Below are 16,263 nucleotides of genomic sequence, written 5' to 3' on the forward strand. Positions count from 1 at the left end.
CGTGGGACGGTACGTCGTCCGGCGCCTGCTGCAGATGATCCCGGTCTTCGTCGGCGCCACCCTCCTGATCTTCCTGATGGTGAACGTGATGGGCGACCCCATCGCGGGCCTCTGCGGCGACCGGGAGTGCGATCCGGCGACGGCCGCCCAGCTGCGCCGCGAGTTCGGCCTCGACAAGCCGGTGGGGCAGCAATACCTGACCTACATGGGCAACGTCTTCACCGGCGACTTCGGCACCGCGTTCAACGGGCAGGAGGTCACCGAGCTGATGGGCTCGGCCTTCCCGGTCACCATCCGGCTGACGATCGTCGCGATCCTCTTCGAGATCGTCATCGGGATCACGCTGGGTGTCGTCACCGGGCTGCGGCGCGGCCGGCCCGTGGACACCGGCGTGCTGCTGGTCACCCTGGTCGTCATCTCCGTCCCCACCTTCGTCACCGGCCTGCTGCTCCAGCTGCTGCTCGGTGTCGAGTGGGGCTGGATCCGCCCCTCGGTCTCCTCCGACGCCCCCTTCGACGAGCTGATCGTCCCCGGGCTCGTCCTCGCCTCCGTCTCCCTCGCCTACGTCACCCGGCTGACCCGTACGTCCATCGCCGAGAACGCCCGCGCCGACTACGTGCGCACCGCCGTCGCCAAGGGCCTGCCCCGGCACCGCGTGATCCGCAAGCACCTGCTGCGGAACTCCCTGATCCCCGTGGTCACCTTCATCGGCACCGACATCGGCGCCCTCATGGGCGGCGCCATCGTCACCGAGCGGATCTTCAACATCCACGGCGTCGGCTACCAGCTCTACCAGGGCATCCTCCGCCAGAACACCCAGACCGTCGTCGGCTTCGTGACCGTCCTCGTCCTGGTGTTCCTGCTCGCCAACCTGCTCGTCGACCTCCTCTACGCCGTACTCGACCCGAGGATCCGCTATGCCTGAGCCGCAGCCCCCGGAGCCGCACGTCTCGGGCGGCGGACGGGCCGCCGAGGACGGGGCGATCGCCGCGACGGGGATGGGCGGCGCGATGGACCTGGCCACCACCGAGGGGGAGACCCTGGAGAAGGGCCTGGGCGACGGCGGCGACCCGTCCGACAAGCCCCGCAGCCTCTGGTCGGACGCCTGGCGCGACCTGCGCCGCAACCCCGTCTTCATCGTCTCGGGGTTGGTGATCCTCTTCCTGGTCGTCATCTCCCTCTGGCCGTCGCTGATCGCCTCCGGCAACCCGCTCACGTGCGACCTGTCCAAGGCCCAGCAGGGCTCGGAGGCCGGCCACCCCTTCGGCTACGACGGCCAGGGCTGCGACGTCTACACCCGTACCGTCTACGGGGCGCGGATCTCCATCGCCGTCGGCGTCTGCGCCACGCTCGGCGTCGCGATCCTCGGCTCGGTACTGGGCGGGCTCGCCGGGTTCTTCGGCGGGTTCTGGGACGCGATCCTGTCCCGGATCACCGACGTCTTCTTCGCGATCCCGGTGGTGCTCGGCGGCCTGGTGCTGCTGTCCGTGGTGACCGACAACAGCATCTGGCCGGTGATCGGCTTCATGGTCCTGCTGGGATGGCCGCAGATCTCCCGCATCGCCCGCGGCGCGGTCATCACCGCCAAACAGAACGACTACGTCCAGGCCGCCCGCGCCCTCGGCGCCTCCAACTCCCGCATGCTGCTGCGCCACATCACCCCGAACGCGGTCGCCCCGGTCATCGTCGTGGCCACCATCGCCCTCGGCACGTACATCGCCCTGGAGGCGACCCTCTCCTACCTCGGCGTCGGCCTCAAACCACCAAGCGTCTCCTGGGGCATCGACATCTCCGCCGCCTCCCCGTACATCCGCAACGCCCCCCACGCCCTCCTCTGGCCCTCCGGGGCCCTGGCGATCACGGTCCTGGCCTTCATCATGCTCGGCGACGCGGTGCGCGACGCCCTTGATCCGAAGTTGAGGTGAGCCGGCCATGCTGCTCGAAGTGCGGGATCTGCACGTGGAGTTCCGGACCCGGGACGGGGTCGCCAAGGCCGTCAACGGGGTCAACTACGGGGTGGACGAGGGGCAGACGCTGGCCGTGCTCGGCGAGTCCGGGTCCGGCAAGTCGGTGACCGCGCAGGCCGTCATGGGCATCCTCGACATGCCGCCCGGGCGGATCACCGGCGGCGAGATCCTCTTCAGGGGCCAGGACCTGCTGAAGCTCAAGGAGGACGAACGCCGGAAGATCCGTGGCGCCGAGATGGCGATGATCTTCCAGGACGCCCTGTCCTCCCTCAATCCCGTGCTCTCCGTCGGCGACCAGCTCGGCGAGATGTTCGTCGTCCACCGGGGCATGTCCAAGAAGGAGGCCCGCGCCAAGGCCGTCGAGCTGATGGACCGGGTCCGCATCCCGGCCGCCAAGGAGCGCGTACGGGACTACCCGCACCAGTTCTCCGGCGGTATGCGCCAGCGCATCATGATCGCCATGGCGCTGGCCCTGGAACCCGCGCTGATCATCGCCGACGAACCGACGACGGCGCTGGACGTCACCGTCCAGGCCCAGGTCATGGACCTCCTCGCCGAACTCCGGCGCGAGCTGAACATGGGCCTGATCCTCATCACCCACGACCTCGGTGTGGTCGCCGACGTCGCCGACCGCATCGCCGTGATGTACGCGGGCCGCATCGTCGAGTCCGCCCCCGTCCACGACCTCTACAAGGCCCCGGCCCACCCGTACACCCGTGGCCTCCTCGACTCGATCCCGCGCCTGGACCAGAAGGGCCAGGAGCTCTACGCCATCAAGGGCCTGCCGCCCAACCTCATGAACATCCCGCCCGGCTGCGCCTTCAACCCGCGCTGTCCGATGGCCCGCGACCTGTGCCGGACCGACGTACCCCCGCTGTACGACGTGGAGCCGTCGGACGGGATCCGGGTCAGCGCCTGCCACTTCTGGAGGGAGTGCCTCGATGACCACCACCGCTGAGGCCGAGCCGATCCTGGAGGTCAGGGGGCTGGTCAAGCACTACCCGCTCACCGAGGGCATCCTCTTCAAGAAGCAGGTCGGCGCGGTGAAGGCCGTCGACGGCGTTGACTTCACCCTGGGCCCGGGGGAAACCCTCGGCATCGTCGGAGAGTCCGGCTGCGGCAAGTCCACGGTCGCCAGGATGCTGGTCCACCTGGAACGGCCGACCGCCGGTTCCATCCGCTACAAGGGCGAGGACATCACCCGGCTCTCCGGCAAGGCCCTCAAGACCGTCCGCCGCAACATCCAGATGGTCTTCCAGGACCCGTACACCTCGCTCAACCCCCGGATGACCGTGGGCGACATCATCGGGGAGCCGTACGACATCCACCCCGAGGTCGCGCCCAAGGGCGACCGCCGGCGCCGGGTCCAGGAACTCCTCGACGTCGTCGGCCTCAACCCCGAGTACATCAACCGCTACCCGCACCAGTTCTCCGGCGGCCAGCGCCAACGCATCGGCATCGCCCGGGGCCTGGCGCTCCGCCCCGAGATCATCGTCGCCGACGAACCCGTCTCCGCCCTCGACGTCTCCGTCCAGGCCCAGGTCATCAACCTGCTGGACCGGCTCCAGGGCGAGTTCGGGCTGTCGTACGTCTTCATCGCGCACGACCTGTCGATCGTGCGGCACATCTCCGACCGGGTCGGCGTGATGTACCTCGGGCGGATCGTGGAGATCGGCCGTGACGCCGAGATCTACGACCATCCGACGCACCCCTACACCCAGGCGCTGCTCTCCGCCGTGCCCGTCCCGGACCCCGAGGCACGCGAGCACCGGGAGCGGATCATCCTCTTCGGCGACGTGCCCTCCCCGACGAACATCCCCTCCGGGTGCCGCTTCCGCACGCGCTGCTGGAAGGCCCGGGAAAGGTGCGCGCTGGAGGTGCCGCTGCTCGCGGTACCTGCGGAGTTCCGGTTCACGACCGGCCCGGCGGCCCATGACTCGGCCTGCCATTTCGCGGAGGAGAAGCAGGTGGTGCCGCCGGAGGAGCCGACGCAGGAGCCGCCGGAGGAGTCGACGGACGATCATGCGGATGGGGCAGAATAAGCCTAAAAATCCACACCAAACGCGTTAACACGCAGGCAACTTGGCTGACCCCGTTCCGATATACGGACACGCGAATCTGAATCACGTACGGCCGTGCGGGTGCCGTAAACGGGCCGGGGCTCGCCATGTAGCCCCGGCCCGTTGCTGCCTTTGCGCCTAAGCCGGTGCCGCTCTCGCGAACCTGGCTGGTGCTTCGTCGTGGTTCCTCACTTGATGGTTGCGGTGCTCTCTGGAAGGCCCTTGCTGCCCAGGTTCAAAGCGCGCCGCAGGAAGTCCACCTGGAGCAGCAGCAGGTTCTCCGCGACCTGTTCCTGCGGGGTCATGTGCGTCACCCCCGAGAGCGGCAGCACCTCGTGCGGGCGGCCGGCCGCGAGGAGCGCGGAGGACAGGCGCAGGGCGTGGGCGAAGACGACGTTGTCGTCGGCGGTGCCGTGCACGATCATCAGCGGCCGGTGCGGCTCGGCGGGGGCGGACAGCCCCTCGTCCGTCACCAGCGAGCTCTTCGCGTACGCCTCCGGGGCCGATGCCGGATCGCCCAGGTAGCGCTCGGTGTAGTGCGTGTCGTACAGCCGCCAGTCGGTGACCGGGGCGCCCGCGATGCCCGCGTGGAAGACGTCCGGTCGGCGCAGCACCGCGAGGGCCGCCAGCCAGCCGCCGTACGACCAGCCGCGGATCGCCACCCGGGACAGGTCCAGCGGATGCGACTTCGCCAGGTCGTGCAGCGCCTCCACCTGGTCGTCCAGGGAGAGCGTGAAGTCGCCGTCGATCGCCTTCTCCCAGGCGGGGGAGCGGCCGGGGGTGCCGCGCCCGTCGGCGACCACCACCGCGAAACCCTGGTCGGCGAACCACTGCGAGGTGAGGTGCGCGTTGTGGGCGGCGAGCACCCGGGGGCCGTGGGGGCCGCCGTAGGGGTCCAGGAGAACCGGTAGGGGTGTGTCCCCGTCGTAGTCGCTCGGCATAAGCAGGGCGCACGGTACGCGGCGTGCGCCCCCCTGGGTGAACCGTACGCGCGGGGACAGACCGGGATCTTCCGCATAAGACGCCACGGTCGCCACGCGCTTGCCGTCCCGCAGCACCTGTACCTGGGTGCCCGCCCGCTCGGGAATGGCCGAGACGAGTACGGTCACACCCCCGGAGCGCACCGCCGAGTGCACGCCCGGCTCCTGCGACAGGCGCTCCAGGCCCAGCTCGTTCACGCGGTAGACGTGGATCTCCCCGATCTCCGGATCGGCGGCCGCCTCACCCGCCGACGCCGAGACCAGCACGTCGGCGTCGGTCACGTCGAGAACCGAGCGGACGTGCAACTGCGGCCCCGTCAGCGGACGTTCGCCGACCGCCAGCACCCGCGCGCCGCCCTCGTCCGCGACACGCACGAGCTGCCCCGACGGACTCCACGAAGGCACCCCGGGGAAAAGATCAAGCCAATGTGGATCTTCGTCGGCGTGCACCATCCGGGTGGCCCCCGAGTCCGCGTCCACGGCCAGGAACAGCTGGCTGAGCTGGTCCCGAGCCTGCACCAGGATCAGCGGCGCTCCCGCCGCTGACCAGTGCACATGCGCCAGATACGGATAGCGCGCCCGGTCCCACACGACCTCGGTGCGGCCTCCGGAGAGGTCGGTCACGAAGAGCCGTACCTCCGCGTTGGCGGTCCCGGCCGCCGGGTACGCCACCCGCTGCGGGTCCCTTTCCGGCTGTGCGGGGTCCGAGATCCACCAGCGGCGCACCGGCGTGTCGTCCACACGGGTCACCAGCAGGCGGTCCGAATCCGGCGACCACCAGAAGCCACGCGAACGACCCATCTCCTCGGCCGCGATGAACTCCGCCAGGCCGTGGGTGACGTTCTCCAGGTCCTCCTCGGTGAGCGCCAGATCGTTGGCGCCCTCCGCCTCGACGACCCGCAGCGCGCCCCGGGCGACGTAGGCGACGTACCGGCCGTCGGGCGAGGGGCGGGGGTCGATCACCGGTCCGGGTACGTCCAGTTCACGTGCCGTGCCGGCCCGCAGTTCGGCCACGAAAAGCCGCCCTGACAAGGCGAAAGAGGCCAACTCCACGGCCGCGTCGGTGGCGTAGCCGACGATTCCGGCGCCGCCCTCGCGGCTGCGTTCCCGGCGTGCGCGCTCCTCGGCCGACAACTCCTCCGAGGAGCCGCGGAGCAGCGTGCCAGGGTCGGCGGCGACCCTCTCGCCGCCCTCCGGGAGGTCAAGCACCCACAGCTTGTTGGCCCGTTCGGTGCCGGAGGCGGATCGCAGGAACGCCACGCGGGAACCGTCCGGAGCGACGGAGAACGCCCGTGGCGCGCCCAGGGTGAAACGCTGTGTCCGGGCGTGTCGGCGAGGGAAGGACTCGGGCTGGGTCGTCATCCCCCGACCATATTGGCCATGCGCCCCCTTGTGCGGCCGTGCGCCGATCGATGCGCGCGTATGGATAGTTATGATCACTATCGCTGGGTGGGTATGAACCTGCTGGCCGCTGTATGGATTTACAACTGCGTCACCCACGTCACCGGTTGACGACGGCTCCGCCGTCAGCCCTCGACAACTGCTTCGCTCCCCAGGTCCCAGGGAACTTTTGGAGGTGAGCCGCCGTGGCACTCTCGATTTCGGCGGTGGTGCTGCTGGCGATCATCGTCTTCATCCTGATCAAGAAGTCAGGGCTGAAGGCACCACACGCGATCATCTGCATCCTGCTCGGTTTCTACCTCGCCTCCTCGACCATCGCGCCGACGATCAGCGAGCTGACGACCAACATCGCGGGCATGATCGGCAGTATCAAGTTCTGACACCTCCGGCCGCCGGGGGCCTCTCCCAGGGCCTGTGCCACCAGGTCCGCGACCCCCGCGGCCGACCGTTCCCGTGAATGACCGCGCCCGACACAGGCGCGGCCCGGGCGCCTCGTAGGGTGGGTCCATGACGGATCTGCCCAGCCGCCGACTGCTCCTGGTGCACGCGCACCCGGACGACGAGTCGATCAACAACGGCGCGACCATGGCCAAGTACGCGGCCGGGGGAGCGCGGGTGACGCTGGTGACCTGCACGCTCGGCGAGGAGGGCGAGGTCATCCCGCCCCGTCTCGCCCACCTCGCGCCCGACCGTGACGACACGCTGGGCCCGTACCGGGTGGGCGAACTGGCCGAGGCCATGAAGGAGCTCGGCGTCACCGACCACCGCTTCCTCGGCGGCCCCGGACGCTACCGCGACTCCGGGATGATGGGCGTCGAGCAGAACGAGCGGCCCGGCGCCTTCTGGTCCGCCGACCTCGACGAGGCCGCCGCCCATCTGGTCCAGGTGATCCGCGAGGTACGCCCCCAGGTCCTCGTCACCTACGATCCGGGCGGCGGCTACGGCCACCCCGACCACATCCAGGCCCACCGCGTCGCCATGCGCGCCGCCGACCTGACCCCCGACCCGGACTTCCGGCCCGACCTGGGCGAGCCCTGGGAGATCGCCAAGGTCTACTGGAACCGGGTGCCGCGCGGCGTGGTCCTGGAGGGCTTCGCCCGGCTCCGCCGCGACCTCGCAGAGCCCGGACGGCTGCCGTTCCAGCACGCGGCGAGTGTGGCCGATGTGCCGGGGGTGGTGGACGACCACATCGTCACGACCGAGATCGACGGCACCGACTTCGCGGCAGCGAAGGCCGCCGCGATGCGCGCGCACGCCACCCAGATCGAGGTCGCCGGACCGTACTTCGCCCTCTCCAACAAACTCGCACAGCCTCTCCTGACCACCGAGTACTACGAGTTGGTACGCGGCAGACGTGAAGGAGGGAGCCGGGAGAGCGACTTGTTCGAGGGGGTTCCCGGCATTTCTTGCGAGTCTTTCGAGGAACGGCAGAACGGAACGGCCCTGTGATGCGTACGCATGTGTATGACAAACGAGTGGTGCGCTCGCGCGACCGCCGAGAGGCAGGCCGGCGATGAAGGCGACCGACCGGCCCTCGGCCGGACAAGGCAGCGCGCTCGCACAGCCGTTGACGCTGCCCCCGCTCGGGCGGACCGCCGCCCACCTGGGGCTCTTCGTGCTGGGAGCCGTGGTCGGCGCGGCCGGCGGGCTGCTCCAAGCCGCCTGGTTCCCCGCCGGGTTGCTGCTCGCGCTGGCCGGCGCGACCGGCCTCTTCCTGGGGGGCGCCCGGGCGATGGGCGGCAGAGCGGGGGCCGTTGCGCCGGCCGCCGGGTGGATGATCTCCGTCATCCTGCTCACGTCCACCCGACCGGAGGGAGACTTCCTGTTCGGCGCGGGAGCCGGCTCGTATCTCTTCCTGCTCGGCGGCATGGCTGTGGCTGTGATGTGCGCCACCCTTGGGCGGGGGCGGCAACCGACCGGGTCCGACGCCCGACTTGGGAAGTGACGTACCACTTCGCCGCGGTACGCGGGTGCGGGTCCCGTGTGGGTTTCCCACGCGGTCGTGGGATACGCGCCGGAAGTGGCCAGTATGGTGGTGCGCGCCGCCGAGCCGCCCGCTGAGGTCGTGACGGGCGGCGGAGCAAACCGGGAGAACCTGCCTTGAGTCGTGAAACTGACACTTCGTCCTCCGGGGCCAATGGGCGCGGCAGCACCGCGTACCCGTCGGGGACACCGCCGTACGGCACGCCCATGGCCACCGAGGCCGGTGCCGACGCGGCCCGGTCGGCCGCAGGCGAGCGACCGGACGGCCCCAAGACCGAGACCACACTGACGACGCGGGTCCGGATCAACATCCCCGGGTCGCGTCCCATCCCGCCGGTCGTCGTGCGCAAGCCGGTCGGGGACGGCGAGGGCGCGTCGGACGACGCCGGGTCCGAGTCGGAGACCACCGGCACGACGGCCATGCCCGTCTTCACGGAGCCCCCGGCGCCGGAACCGGCAGGGCCGGCCGACGACAGGCCCGCCAGCGACTGGTTCGCGCCACGCAAGGGCTCCACCCCGCCGAAGGGCACGAACGTCGGCGCCGGCAACGGGGCCGGGTTCCCCACCGGTCCGCTCGGCGGCCCGGGCCCCGGCACGCCGGCCGGCCCAGGCGCGGGCGCCCGCCCCGGCGGCACGGGTCCGCTGGCCGGCGGCCCCGGCGGAGCGCAGCCCGCGGGCCCGCGCCCCGGCGCGAGCGGCGGCCCCCGGCCCGGCGGTACGAACGGCTCCGGGCTCCCCGGCGCCACCGGCGGCCAGCCGGTGGCACCCGGCCACGGCGGCGGCACCGGCTCCTTCGACGTCTCGGCCGCGCTGGCCGGCACCAAGCCCGAGCGCGACGACCTGCCGTACTTCTCGGACCACGGCACCGGCCTGGGCCCCGACGGCCCGAACGGCCGCTCCGGCCCGGCGGGCCCCACCACCGGCCCGGTCACCGGCGACAGTCCGCTCGGCCCGCCTCCCGGCCAGGGGAGCCCCTTCGGCGGCCCCGAAGCCGACTTCTCCGCGCCCGACTTCTCCGCGCCCGACTTCTCCGCGCCCGGCGCCTACGCCCGCCCCGGCGGCGGCCTCAGCGACGACACTGCGGTCCTCACCCCGCAGCGGCCGGCCCCCGAGCCGGGCACCCCCGGCTACGGCGGCTCCGGCCCTGTCGTCGACAACCCCTCGGGGCACACCCTGACCAGCGGCATCCCCGTCGTGCCCCCCGGCAGCCAGGGCACGCCCTTCGGCGCGGGCGGACCCGACGGCGCGGTGCAGCACACCCCGCCGAAGCTGCCCGACCCCGGCCCGCAGCAGAAGTCCACCCCGGCGAAGAACACGAAGTCCGCCAAGCCGGCCAAGAAGAAGGGCCGCAGCAAGCTGGGCCTGCTCGTCGGCGGCGTGATCGTCCTCGGCGGCGGTGTCTACGGCGCCGGTCTGCTGCTGAACCACTCCGACGTTCCCAAGGGCACCACCGTCCTCGGCGTCGACATCGGCGGCAGCACCCGTGACGAGGCCGTCAACAAGCTCGACGAGGCCTTCGGCGACCGCACGGACGAGGCGCTGAAGCTCACGGTCGACGGCGAGACCGTCTCCCTCAAACCCGACCAGGCCGGACTGCAGTTCGACAAGCAGGCCACGGTCAGCGCCGCCGCCGTCAGCGACTACAACCCCGTCTCGGTGGTCGGCGCCCTCTTCGGCCAGAAACGGGTCGTCGAGCCCGTCATGCCCGTCGACGAGGAGAAGCTCCAGGCCGCCCTGGAGCGCGCCGCGGGCAGCTCCGGCTCGGCGAGCGACGGCACCGTCAAGTACGAGGCCGGCAAGGCCGTGCCCGTCTATGGCAAGGCCGGCAAGGGCATCGCGGTCGGCGAGTCCACCGACGCCGTCGAGGAGGCCTACCGCACCCAGGTCGAGACCGGCAAGGCCGCGGCCGTGCAGCTGCCGACCACGACCAAGGACCCGTCGGTCGACAAGGCCGAGGTCGACCGGTTCATGAAGGAGTTCGCGGAGCCGGCCATGTCCGCCAACGTCATCGTGCAGACGGACGCCGCGCACAGCATCGAGCTGAGCCCGGAGAACTCCCTCTGGAAGTTCCTCACCGTCAAGACCATCGACGGCAAGCTCGTCGACTCCTACGACGAGAAGGCCCTCAAGGAGCTCTACGGCGGCACCTTCGACGGCGTCCTCATCACCCGGGGCAACGGCGAGAAGACCCCCGTCACCGTCGAGGACGTCTACGGCGCCCTCCGCCAGGCCCTGAAGAGCACGACGGACCGTACGGCGGTCATCGAGACGGACCCGAGCTAGTTCCGTGGCTCCACAGCCGTGAAGGGGGCACCCGGCGAACGCCGGGTGCCCCCTCGTCACTGTCCCGGCTATGACTTCTGTCATCCCGGGGTAGGGACCACCGACACTGCCGCTCCCACCCCCGGCGCGCCGACGATGGTGCCCATGACGACCACGACGACGGCCACCGACTCGACGGTGGTGGGATTCGACAACGTGACGAAGGTGTACGGCGACGTGCGGGCCGTGGACGGTCTGACGCTCGCCCTGCACCCGGGGGAGACCGTGGCCCTGCTGGGCCCGAACGGCGCCGGCAAGTCCACCACCCTGGACCTGCTGCTCGGCCTCAAGAACGCCGACAGCGGCACGATCGGCCTCTTCGGCACCAGCCCGCGCGAGGCGATCGTCGCCGGCCGCGTGGGCGCCATGCTGCAGAGCGGCGGCCTGATGGACGAGGTCACGGTCGCCGAACTGGTCCGGCTCGCCTGCGCCCTGCACCCGAGGCCGTACCCGGTCCCCGACGTCCTCGCCCGCGCAGGCATCACCCAGATCGCCGGCCGCAAGGTCGACAAGCTCTCCGGCGGCCAGGCCCAGCGGGTCCGCTTCGCCCTCGCCACGGCCGGCGACAGCGACCTGATCGTCCTGGACGAGCCCACCACCGGCATGGACGTCTCCGCCCGCCAGGCCTTCTGGGTCACCATGCGCGAACAGGCCGACCAGGGCCGCACGGTCCTCTTCGCCACGCACTACCTCGAAGAGGCCGACGCCATCGCCGACGCGTTCCTGGTCAAGGACGCCCCGGCCGCCCAACTCGCGGACGCGGTGCGCAGGGTCCTGGCAGGCGAAAGGGTCATCGACCCGACGCTCGCGGCAGCGGCCCTGGCCGAGGGCGCGAACCCCCTGACCGACCGCGAACGAGAGGTCCTGCGAGCAGCGGCGGACGGCTCGACGAACGCGGAACTGGCCAAGGCCCTCCACCTCTCCCAGGGCACGGTCCGCAACTACCTGTCGACGGCGATCCACAAGCTGGCGGTACGCAACAGAACGGAGGCGGTCCGCACCGCAAGGGAGAAGGGCTGGTTGTAGCGCGCCCCGAAGGGACGCGGGGAACCGCGCGACCAGCCACGAATCACCCGCACCCGCCAACGCACAACAAACCCGAGGCGAACAGGCGCCCTCAGTTCAGCCGCGCCCGAGCCGCATCAGCCTGCCGACGCACCTTCTCGGCCGCCCCCGCATCCACGCCCGCCACCACCTCCGCATACTCCTCCAACGCGGCAGCACCCCGCACAAACTCCCCCCGCTGCACCAGCAACCGCGCCCACTCGTACCGCAACCGCGCCGGATGCGAGGGCATCGCCAAGGACAACTCCAGCGCCCACAACGCGACATCCGACCGCTCGGGCCGCGCCGCCGCCCACGCCCGCACGTTGTTGAGGATCCGCACCACCACGTCCAACGGATCGGCGGGGCTCAGCATCCCGGGGTCCAGCGGAGCCCCCGTGGCCCCCGCGACCAGCAGCTCCGCATCGCTCCCGGTCAGCACCCGCCCCCCGTCGAACGGGTCGGCGAGCACCTGCCGCTCACGCGGACCGAACCCCACCACGAAGTGCCCCGGCAGCGCCACCCCGTACACGGGCGCCCCCGCTCTCCGGGCCACCTCCATCCACACCACCGACAACAGGATCGGCAGCCCCCGCCGCCGCAGGAGCACCTGGTGCAGCAGCGACGACTCCAGCCGCTGGTAGTCCCCGGCGGAACCACGGAACCCGCACCGCTCCCCGAGCAGCTCCGCCGCCGCGACCGCCCACGCACGGGGCTCACCGGGCCGGTACGGCATCAGCCCGGCCAGCCGGTCGAGCTCGATCTCGGCGGCGTCGACACCGTCCTCGTCGAGCGAACCGTCTCCCGCCGCGCCCACCAGCAGACACAGCATCGCCAGATCGGGCCGCTCGGCCCGCGCCTCCTCGGCGAACCGCCGCCGCACCTCAGCGGCCCGCTCCGGCTCAGGGGGATAGGGACCCGGCACAGCAGGGTGATGCCCGTTCACGACGATCGATACGACTCGGAGCCGAAGCCGGAGCCCTCGGCCGCACTCCCCGGCCCCCGACGGCCACTCCCAGGTTCCCGGTAGTGGTGGTACGAGTGATGCGCCGAGAACCCCATCGCGCCGTACAGCGCCCGCGCCCCCGCGTTGTCCGTCTCCACCTGCAGCCAGCCCGCGGACGCCCCCTCGTCCAGCGCCCGCTGGGCCAGCGCGGCCATCACGGCCGTGGCGAGCCCCCGCCGCCGCTGCGCGGGGTCGACCTCGACGGCCGCGAAACCGGCCCAGCGCCCGTCCACGACACACCGCCCGATGGCGGCCGGCCCCGCGTCCTGGGCCCCCGGCACGGTCGCGAACCACACCGACGGTCCGCTCCCGAGCACCTTCAGCGCGACCTCCCCGACGCCCTTGCGCCGGTAGCGGCCGAGCCACGCCTCGTCCGCCGTCCGGGACAGCTCGACCCCGGGCGCCTCCCGGTCCGCGACCGGCGCGAGCGCCCCGGTCCACAGCTCGGCCGTGACCTCCCGCACCCACCCCCGGTCCGCCACCTCGGCGCACAGCAGCTCCTGGGTGCCCTCGGCGCCCGTGGCCAGCTGTATGAACGCGGGCAGCCCCCGGGCCGCGTACCAGCCGCGTACGGCCGTCAGCGCGTCGTCCAGGGGCAGGCCGGGGTCACCGAGGGGCAGCACCGAGTTGGCGCGACGGGTGAAGCCGGAGGCGGCCCGCAGCTCCCACTCACCGAGCCGCTCCCGCTCGACCGGCTGCCAGGCCCGCGCGGCGACCCGCGCCAGCTCCTCATAGGAGGCGGCGGGACCGCGCCGACGGGCGGGGGCGGCGGGCACCACCTTTCCCGCGACCAGCGACGACTCCTCGATCCGCACCCGCTCGCCGTCCCGGCGGGTGATCAGCAGGACACCGTCGTCCCATGATGTGAGAACACCGACCGTGTCAGTGAATTTCCCACCCCCCGCGGCAGTGTCGTCCACGCGCCGCACGGAGACGCGTTTGCCCACGTCAGCAGCGGAGACACGGATCTCGAGACGTCCACCGGCAGAGATTTCCACAGGTCAGTTCACCCCTCCTGTTCGGATCATGCCCAGGAACGGAGATACTAGGTGCGGGCATCGACGACGCCGCGCTCCCGCGCGCCAGGCGGCGGAGCCTGAGGAGGCCCGCCAGCGCCCTATCGAGGAGGAACGACAGCGTGACCTACGTCATCGCGCAGCCTTGTGTCGACGTCAAGGACAAGGCGTGCATCGAGGAGTGCCCGGTCGACTGCATCTACGAGGGTCAGCGGTCCCTCTACATCCACCCGGATGAATGCGTCGACTGCGGTGCCTGCGAGCCGGTGTGCCCGGTCGAGGCGATCTTCTACGAGGACGACACCCCGGAGGAGTGGAAGGACTACTACAAGGCGAACGTCGAGTTCTTCGACGAGCTCGGCTCGCCCGGTGGTGCCAGCAAGCTCGGCCTGATCGAGCGCGACCACCCCTTCGTCGCCGCACTCCCGCCGCAGGCCTGAGAGCGACGCCGCAGGCCCCGGGGTGACGCCCCGGCGGCCCGCATCCGCGCCGCCTCGGTCCCGTACGGCCCGATCACCATGATCGCCGTACGGGACCGAGGCGTTCGCCGTACGAGCGGCACGTACGCGTCCGGCCCACCGCTCGGGAACGTACGTACGAGAAAGTGAGCCAGATCCCGTGTCCGCAGTCAGCGACCGCCTCCCGACCTTTCCCTGGGACAAGCTGGAGCCGTACAAGGCGACGGCCGCCGCTCACCCCGGTGGCATCGTCGACCTCTCCGTCGGCACCCCGGTCGACCCGGTGCCCGACCTGATCCAGAAGGCGCTGGTGGCCGCGGCGGACTCGCCGGGCTACCCGACCGTCTGGGGCACCGTCGAACTGCGCGACGCGATCACGGGCTGGCTGGAGCGCCGCCTCGGCGCCCGGGACGTCACGCACCACCACGTCCTGCCGATCGTCGGCTCCAAGGAACTGGTCGCCTGGCTCCCCACCCAGCTGGGCCTCGGCCCCGGCGACCGGGTCGCCCACCCGCGCCTGGCCTACCCGACGTACGAGGTGGGCGCCCGCCTCGCCCGCGCCGACCACGAGGTCTACGACGACCCCACCGTCCTGGACCCCGCCGGCCTCAAGCTCCTCTGGCTGAACTCCCCGTCCAACCCGACGGGCAAGGTCCTGTCCAAGGCCGAACTGACCCGGATCGTCGCTTGGGCCCGCGAACACGGCATCCTGATCTTCTCCGACGAGTGCTACCTGGAGCTGGGCTGGGACGCCGACCCGGTCTCCGTCCTCCACCCGGACGTCAACGGCGGCTCGTACGAGGGCATCGTCGCCGTCCACTCCCTCTCCAAGCGGTCCAACCTGGCGGGCTACCGCGCGGCCTTCCTCGCCGGTGACCCGGCCGTCCTCGGCCCCCTGCTCCAGATCCGCAAGCACGGCGGCATGATGACCTCGGCCCCCACCCAGGCCGCCGTGGTCGCCGCCCTCCGAGACGACGCCCACGTCCAGGAGCAGCGCGCCCGCTACGCGGCCCGCCGCGCGGCCCTCCGCGAAGCCCTCGTCTCCCACGGCTTCCGCATCGAACACAGCGAGGCCAGCCTCTACCTGTGGGCCACCCGGGGCGAATCCTGCTGGACCACCGTCGCCCACCTCGCCGACCTGGGCATCCTCGTGGCACCCGGCGACTTCTACGGCCCCGCGGGCGACCACCATGTACGCGTGGCCTTCACGGCGACGGACGAGAGGGTGGCGGCGGCGGTGGAGCGCCTGGCTCAGGCGTAGCTGTCCCGGCCCCGCCGCACGAAACCCGAAGGGGCCCGGGGGAGACCCCGGACCCCTGCGCGGTCGAACCAGGCGTCAGCCGAGCGGGCTCTTCGCCGGGAGCTGCCCGGTGGGCAGCCCGCCCTTGGTGGCCGTCTTGGTCGTGTCACCCAGGACGGTACCGGCGGAGCCGGCGGCCTCCCCGGCGGCCTTCTGCGCGACGGGCGTCGTCGTCTTGACGGCCTTCCCGCCGGTCTTGCTCACGGTCGGCAGGGTCTGCTTGGTCGCCTTGGTACCGGCGTCGCCGGCGACCCCGGTGACGTTCTGCGCCGCGCCGTCCACGGTGTTGCCGGCGTTGGCCCCGTCGACGGCGGACAGGCCGCCGAGGTTCGGGGTGGCCGGGAGTTCGGGCGCCGCGCTCGCGGAGCCGGCCGCACCGACCACGGAGGCCGCTCCCGCTGCGGTGAGCAGCGCGGCACGGGCGATCCGGCGGGTCAGGGGGAGGGACATGGTGCTCCTTTGACGGAAGAGAACGTTGAAGTGTCCGACCGCACCCGGGAGTTGATCGTTCCGGGCTCGGACGCAGTGACTACCGCTCGAAGTCCGCGAAGGTTGCGGCGACTCCACGTAAAGAGTTGGTAATGCGTCTCATTATCAAATGCGGATCAAAGCGTACGAACGTCACCCGGTTCGAAAGTCCGCCGAATCCTTACAGCCCTGTGGTCTCAAGGATTTCCGCGATACGAGGGTGAGCGGGCGAAAAGCTGCGCGTCCCGTCCACCCGAC

At 71.4% G+C, this 16,263-nt stretch carries 15 protein-coding genes; 11 read left to right on the forward strand and 4 right to left on the reverse strand.

Translation table 11 applies throughout. The annotated features are described in order from the left end of the window. Position 1: 1 nt before the first annotated feature. Genes ACWD26_RS11345 through ACWD26_RS11360 form a run of 4 tightly spaced genes read left to right on the forward strand, consistent with a single transcriptional unit; the run spans position 2 to position 4,009 of the window. On the forward strand, positions 2 to 925 hold the full coding sequence (locus ACWD26_RS11345) for an ABC transporter permease (protein ID WP_451268622.1): 924 nt from the start codon (positions 2 to 4) through the stop codon (positions 923 to 925). Further along, a complete protein-coding gene (locus ACWD26_RS11350) occupies positions 918 to 1,925 on the forward strand; it encodes an ABC transporter permease (RefSeq protein ID WP_451268624.1) in 1,008 nt (335 codons plus the stop codon). Before ACWD26_RS11345 ends, ACWD26_RS11350 begins: the two co-directional genes overlap by 8 nt. Positions 1,926 to 1,932: 7 nt before the next feature. Continuing rightward, the gene (locus ACWD26_RS11355; protein WP_451268626.1) at positions 1,933 to 2,925 is read left to right on the forward strand and encodes an ABC transporter ATP-binding protein; all 993 of its coding nucleotides are present in this window, start codon (positions 1,933 to 1,935) and stop codon (positions 2,923 to 2,925) included. Further along, the gene (locus tag ACWD26_RS11360) at positions 2,909 to 4,009 is read left to right on the forward strand and encodes an ABC transporter ATP-binding protein (RefSeq protein WP_451268628.1); all 1,101 of its coding nucleotides are present in this window, start codon (positions 2,909 to 2,911) and stop codon (positions 4,007 to 4,009) included. Before ACWD26_RS11355 ends, ACWD26_RS11360 begins: the two co-directional genes overlap by 17 nt. Positions 4,010 to 4,215: 206 nt before the next feature. Here the strand turns inward: ACWD26_RS11360 and ACWD26_RS11365 are convergent, their stop codons facing one another. After that, positions 4,216 to 6,369: a prolyl oligopeptidase family serine peptidase gene (locus ACWD26_RS11365; protein WP_451268630.1), complete on the reverse strand. Its 2,154-nt coding sequence runs from the start codon at positions 6,367 to 6,369 to the stop codon at positions 4,216 to 4,218. 224 nt (positions 6,370 to 6,593) lie between these two features. Between ACWD26_RS11365 and ACWD26_RS11370 the strand changes: the two genes are divergently transcribed. The 5 genes from ACWD26_RS11370 (at position 6,594) to ACWD26_RS11390 (ending at position 11,739) form a co-directional block, all read left to right on the forward strand. Further along, positions 6,594 to 6,788, forward strand: a complete 195-nt coding sequence (locus ACWD26_RS11370) for a hypothetical protein (protein WP_005480627.1) — start codon at positions 6,594 to 6,596, stop codon at positions 6,786 to 6,788. Positions 6,789 to 6,915: 127 nt separating this feature from the next. After that, the gene (gene mshB, locus ACWD26_RS11375; protein ID WP_451268632.1) at positions 6,916 to 7,857 is read left to right on the forward strand and encodes an N-acetyl-1-D-myo-inositol-2-amino-2-deoxy-alpha-D-glucopyranoside deacetylase; all 942 of its coding nucleotides are present in this window, start codon (positions 6,916 to 6,918) and stop codon (positions 7,855 to 7,857) included. A 64-nt stretch (positions 7,858 to 7,921) separates the two neighbouring features. After that, positions 7,922 to 8,353, forward strand: a complete 432-nt coding sequence (locus ACWD26_RS11380) for a DUF6113 family protein (RefSeq protein ID WP_451268634.1) — start codon at positions 7,922 to 7,924, stop codon at positions 8,351 to 8,353. A 155-nt stretch (positions 8,354 to 8,508) separates the two neighbouring features. Next, complete coding sequence (locus ACWD26_RS11385) at positions 8,509 to 10,674, forward strand: hypothetical protein (protein WP_451268636.1); 2,166 nt, start codon at positions 8,509 to 8,511, stop codon at positions 10,672 to 10,674. Positions 10,675 to 10,809: 135 nt separating this feature from the next. Next, positions 10,810 to 11,739 (forward strand): ATP-binding cassette domain-containing protein, encoded by a 930-nt coding sequence (locus tag ACWD26_RS11390; RefSeq protein ID WP_451268638.1) that lies wholly within the window; start codon positions 10,810 to 10,812, stop codon positions 11,737 to 11,739. 91 nt (positions 11,740 to 11,830) lie between these two features. Here ACWD26_RS11390 and ACWD26_RS11395 read toward each other — a convergent pair whose 3' ends face one another. Together ACWD26_RS11395 and ACWD26_RS11400 are read right to left on the reverse strand one after the other, a co-directional pair. After that, the gene (locus ACWD26_RS11395) at positions 11,831 to 12,682 is read right to left on the reverse strand and encodes a transglutaminase-like domain-containing protein (protein ID WP_451268640.1); all 852 of its coding nucleotides are present in this window, start codon (positions 12,680 to 12,682) and stop codon (positions 11,831 to 11,833) included. Between the two features lie 17 nt (positions 12,683 to 12,699). Further along, positions 12,700 to 13,761, reverse strand: a complete 1,062-nt coding sequence (locus tag ACWD26_RS11400) for a GNAT family N-acetyltransferase (RefSeq protein ID WP_451268642.1) — start codon at positions 13,759 to 13,761, stop codon at positions 12,700 to 12,702. Positions 13,762 to 13,901: 140 nt separating this feature from the next. Between ACWD26_RS11400 and fdxA the strand changes: the two genes are divergently transcribed. Then, on the forward strand, positions 13,902 to 14,219 hold the full coding sequence (gene fdxA, locus ACWD26_RS11405) for a ferredoxin (protein WP_005480604.1): 318 nt from the start codon (positions 13,902 to 13,904) through the stop codon (positions 14,217 to 14,219). Positions 14,220 to 14,397: 178 nt separating this feature from the next. Next, on the forward strand, positions 14,398 to 15,498 hold the full coding sequence (locus tag ACWD26_RS11410) for a bifunctional succinyldiaminopimelate transaminase/glutamate-prephenate aminotransferase (RefSeq protein WP_451268644.1): 1,101 nt from the start codon (positions 14,398 to 14,400) through the stop codon (positions 15,496 to 15,498). 75 nt (positions 15,499 to 15,573) lie between these two features. On the opposite strand, the gene ACWD26_RS11415 is transcribed toward ACWD26_RS11410, so the two are convergent. Then, on the reverse strand, positions 15,574 to 15,987 hold the full coding sequence (locus ACWD26_RS11415; RefSeq protein WP_451268646.1) for an ATP-binding protein: 414 nt from the start codon (positions 15,985 to 15,987) through the stop codon (positions 15,574 to 15,576). Positions 15,988 to 16,263: the final 276 nt, after the last annotated feature.

The organism is Streptomyces sp. NPDC002787 (genome assembly GCF_053592095.1).

What these genes read in the sequence shown, in the direction of transcription:
- ACWD26_RS11350 (WP_451268624.1), top strand. Translation starts at nt 918, where the DNA reads ATGCCTGAGCCGCAGCCCCCGGAGCCGCACGTCTCGGGCGGCGGACGG.
- ACWD26_RS11355 (WP_451268626.1), top strand. Translation starts at nt 1,933, where the DNA reads ATGCTGCTCGAAGTGCGGGATCTGCACGTGGAGTTCCGGACCCGGGAC.
- ACWD26_RS11360 (WP_451268628.1), top strand. Translation starts at nt 2,909, where the DNA reads ATGACCACCACCGCTGAGGCCGAGCCGATCCTGGAGGTCAGGGGGCTG.
- ACWD26_RS11365 (WP_451268630.1), bottom strand. Translation starts at nt 6,369, where the DNA reads ATGACGACCCAGCCCGAGTCCTTCCCTCGCCGACACGCCCGGACACAG.
- mshB (WP_451268632.1), top strand. Translation starts at nt 6,916, where the DNA reads ATGACGGATCTGCCCAGCCGCCGACTGCTCCTGGTGCACGCGCACCCG.
- ACWD26_RS11380 (WP_451268634.1), top strand. Translation starts at nt 7,922, where the DNA reads ATGAAGGCGACCGACCGGCCCTCGGCCGGACAAGGCAGCGCGCTCGCA.
- ACWD26_RS11390 (WP_451268638.1), top strand. Translation starts at nt 10,810, where the DNA reads ATGGTGCCCATGACGACCACGACGACGGCCACCGACTCGACGGTGGTG.
- ACWD26_RS11415 (WP_451268646.1), bottom strand. Translation starts at nt 15,987, where the DNA reads ATGTCCCTCCCCCTGACCCGCCGGATCGCCCGTGCCGCGCTGCTCACC.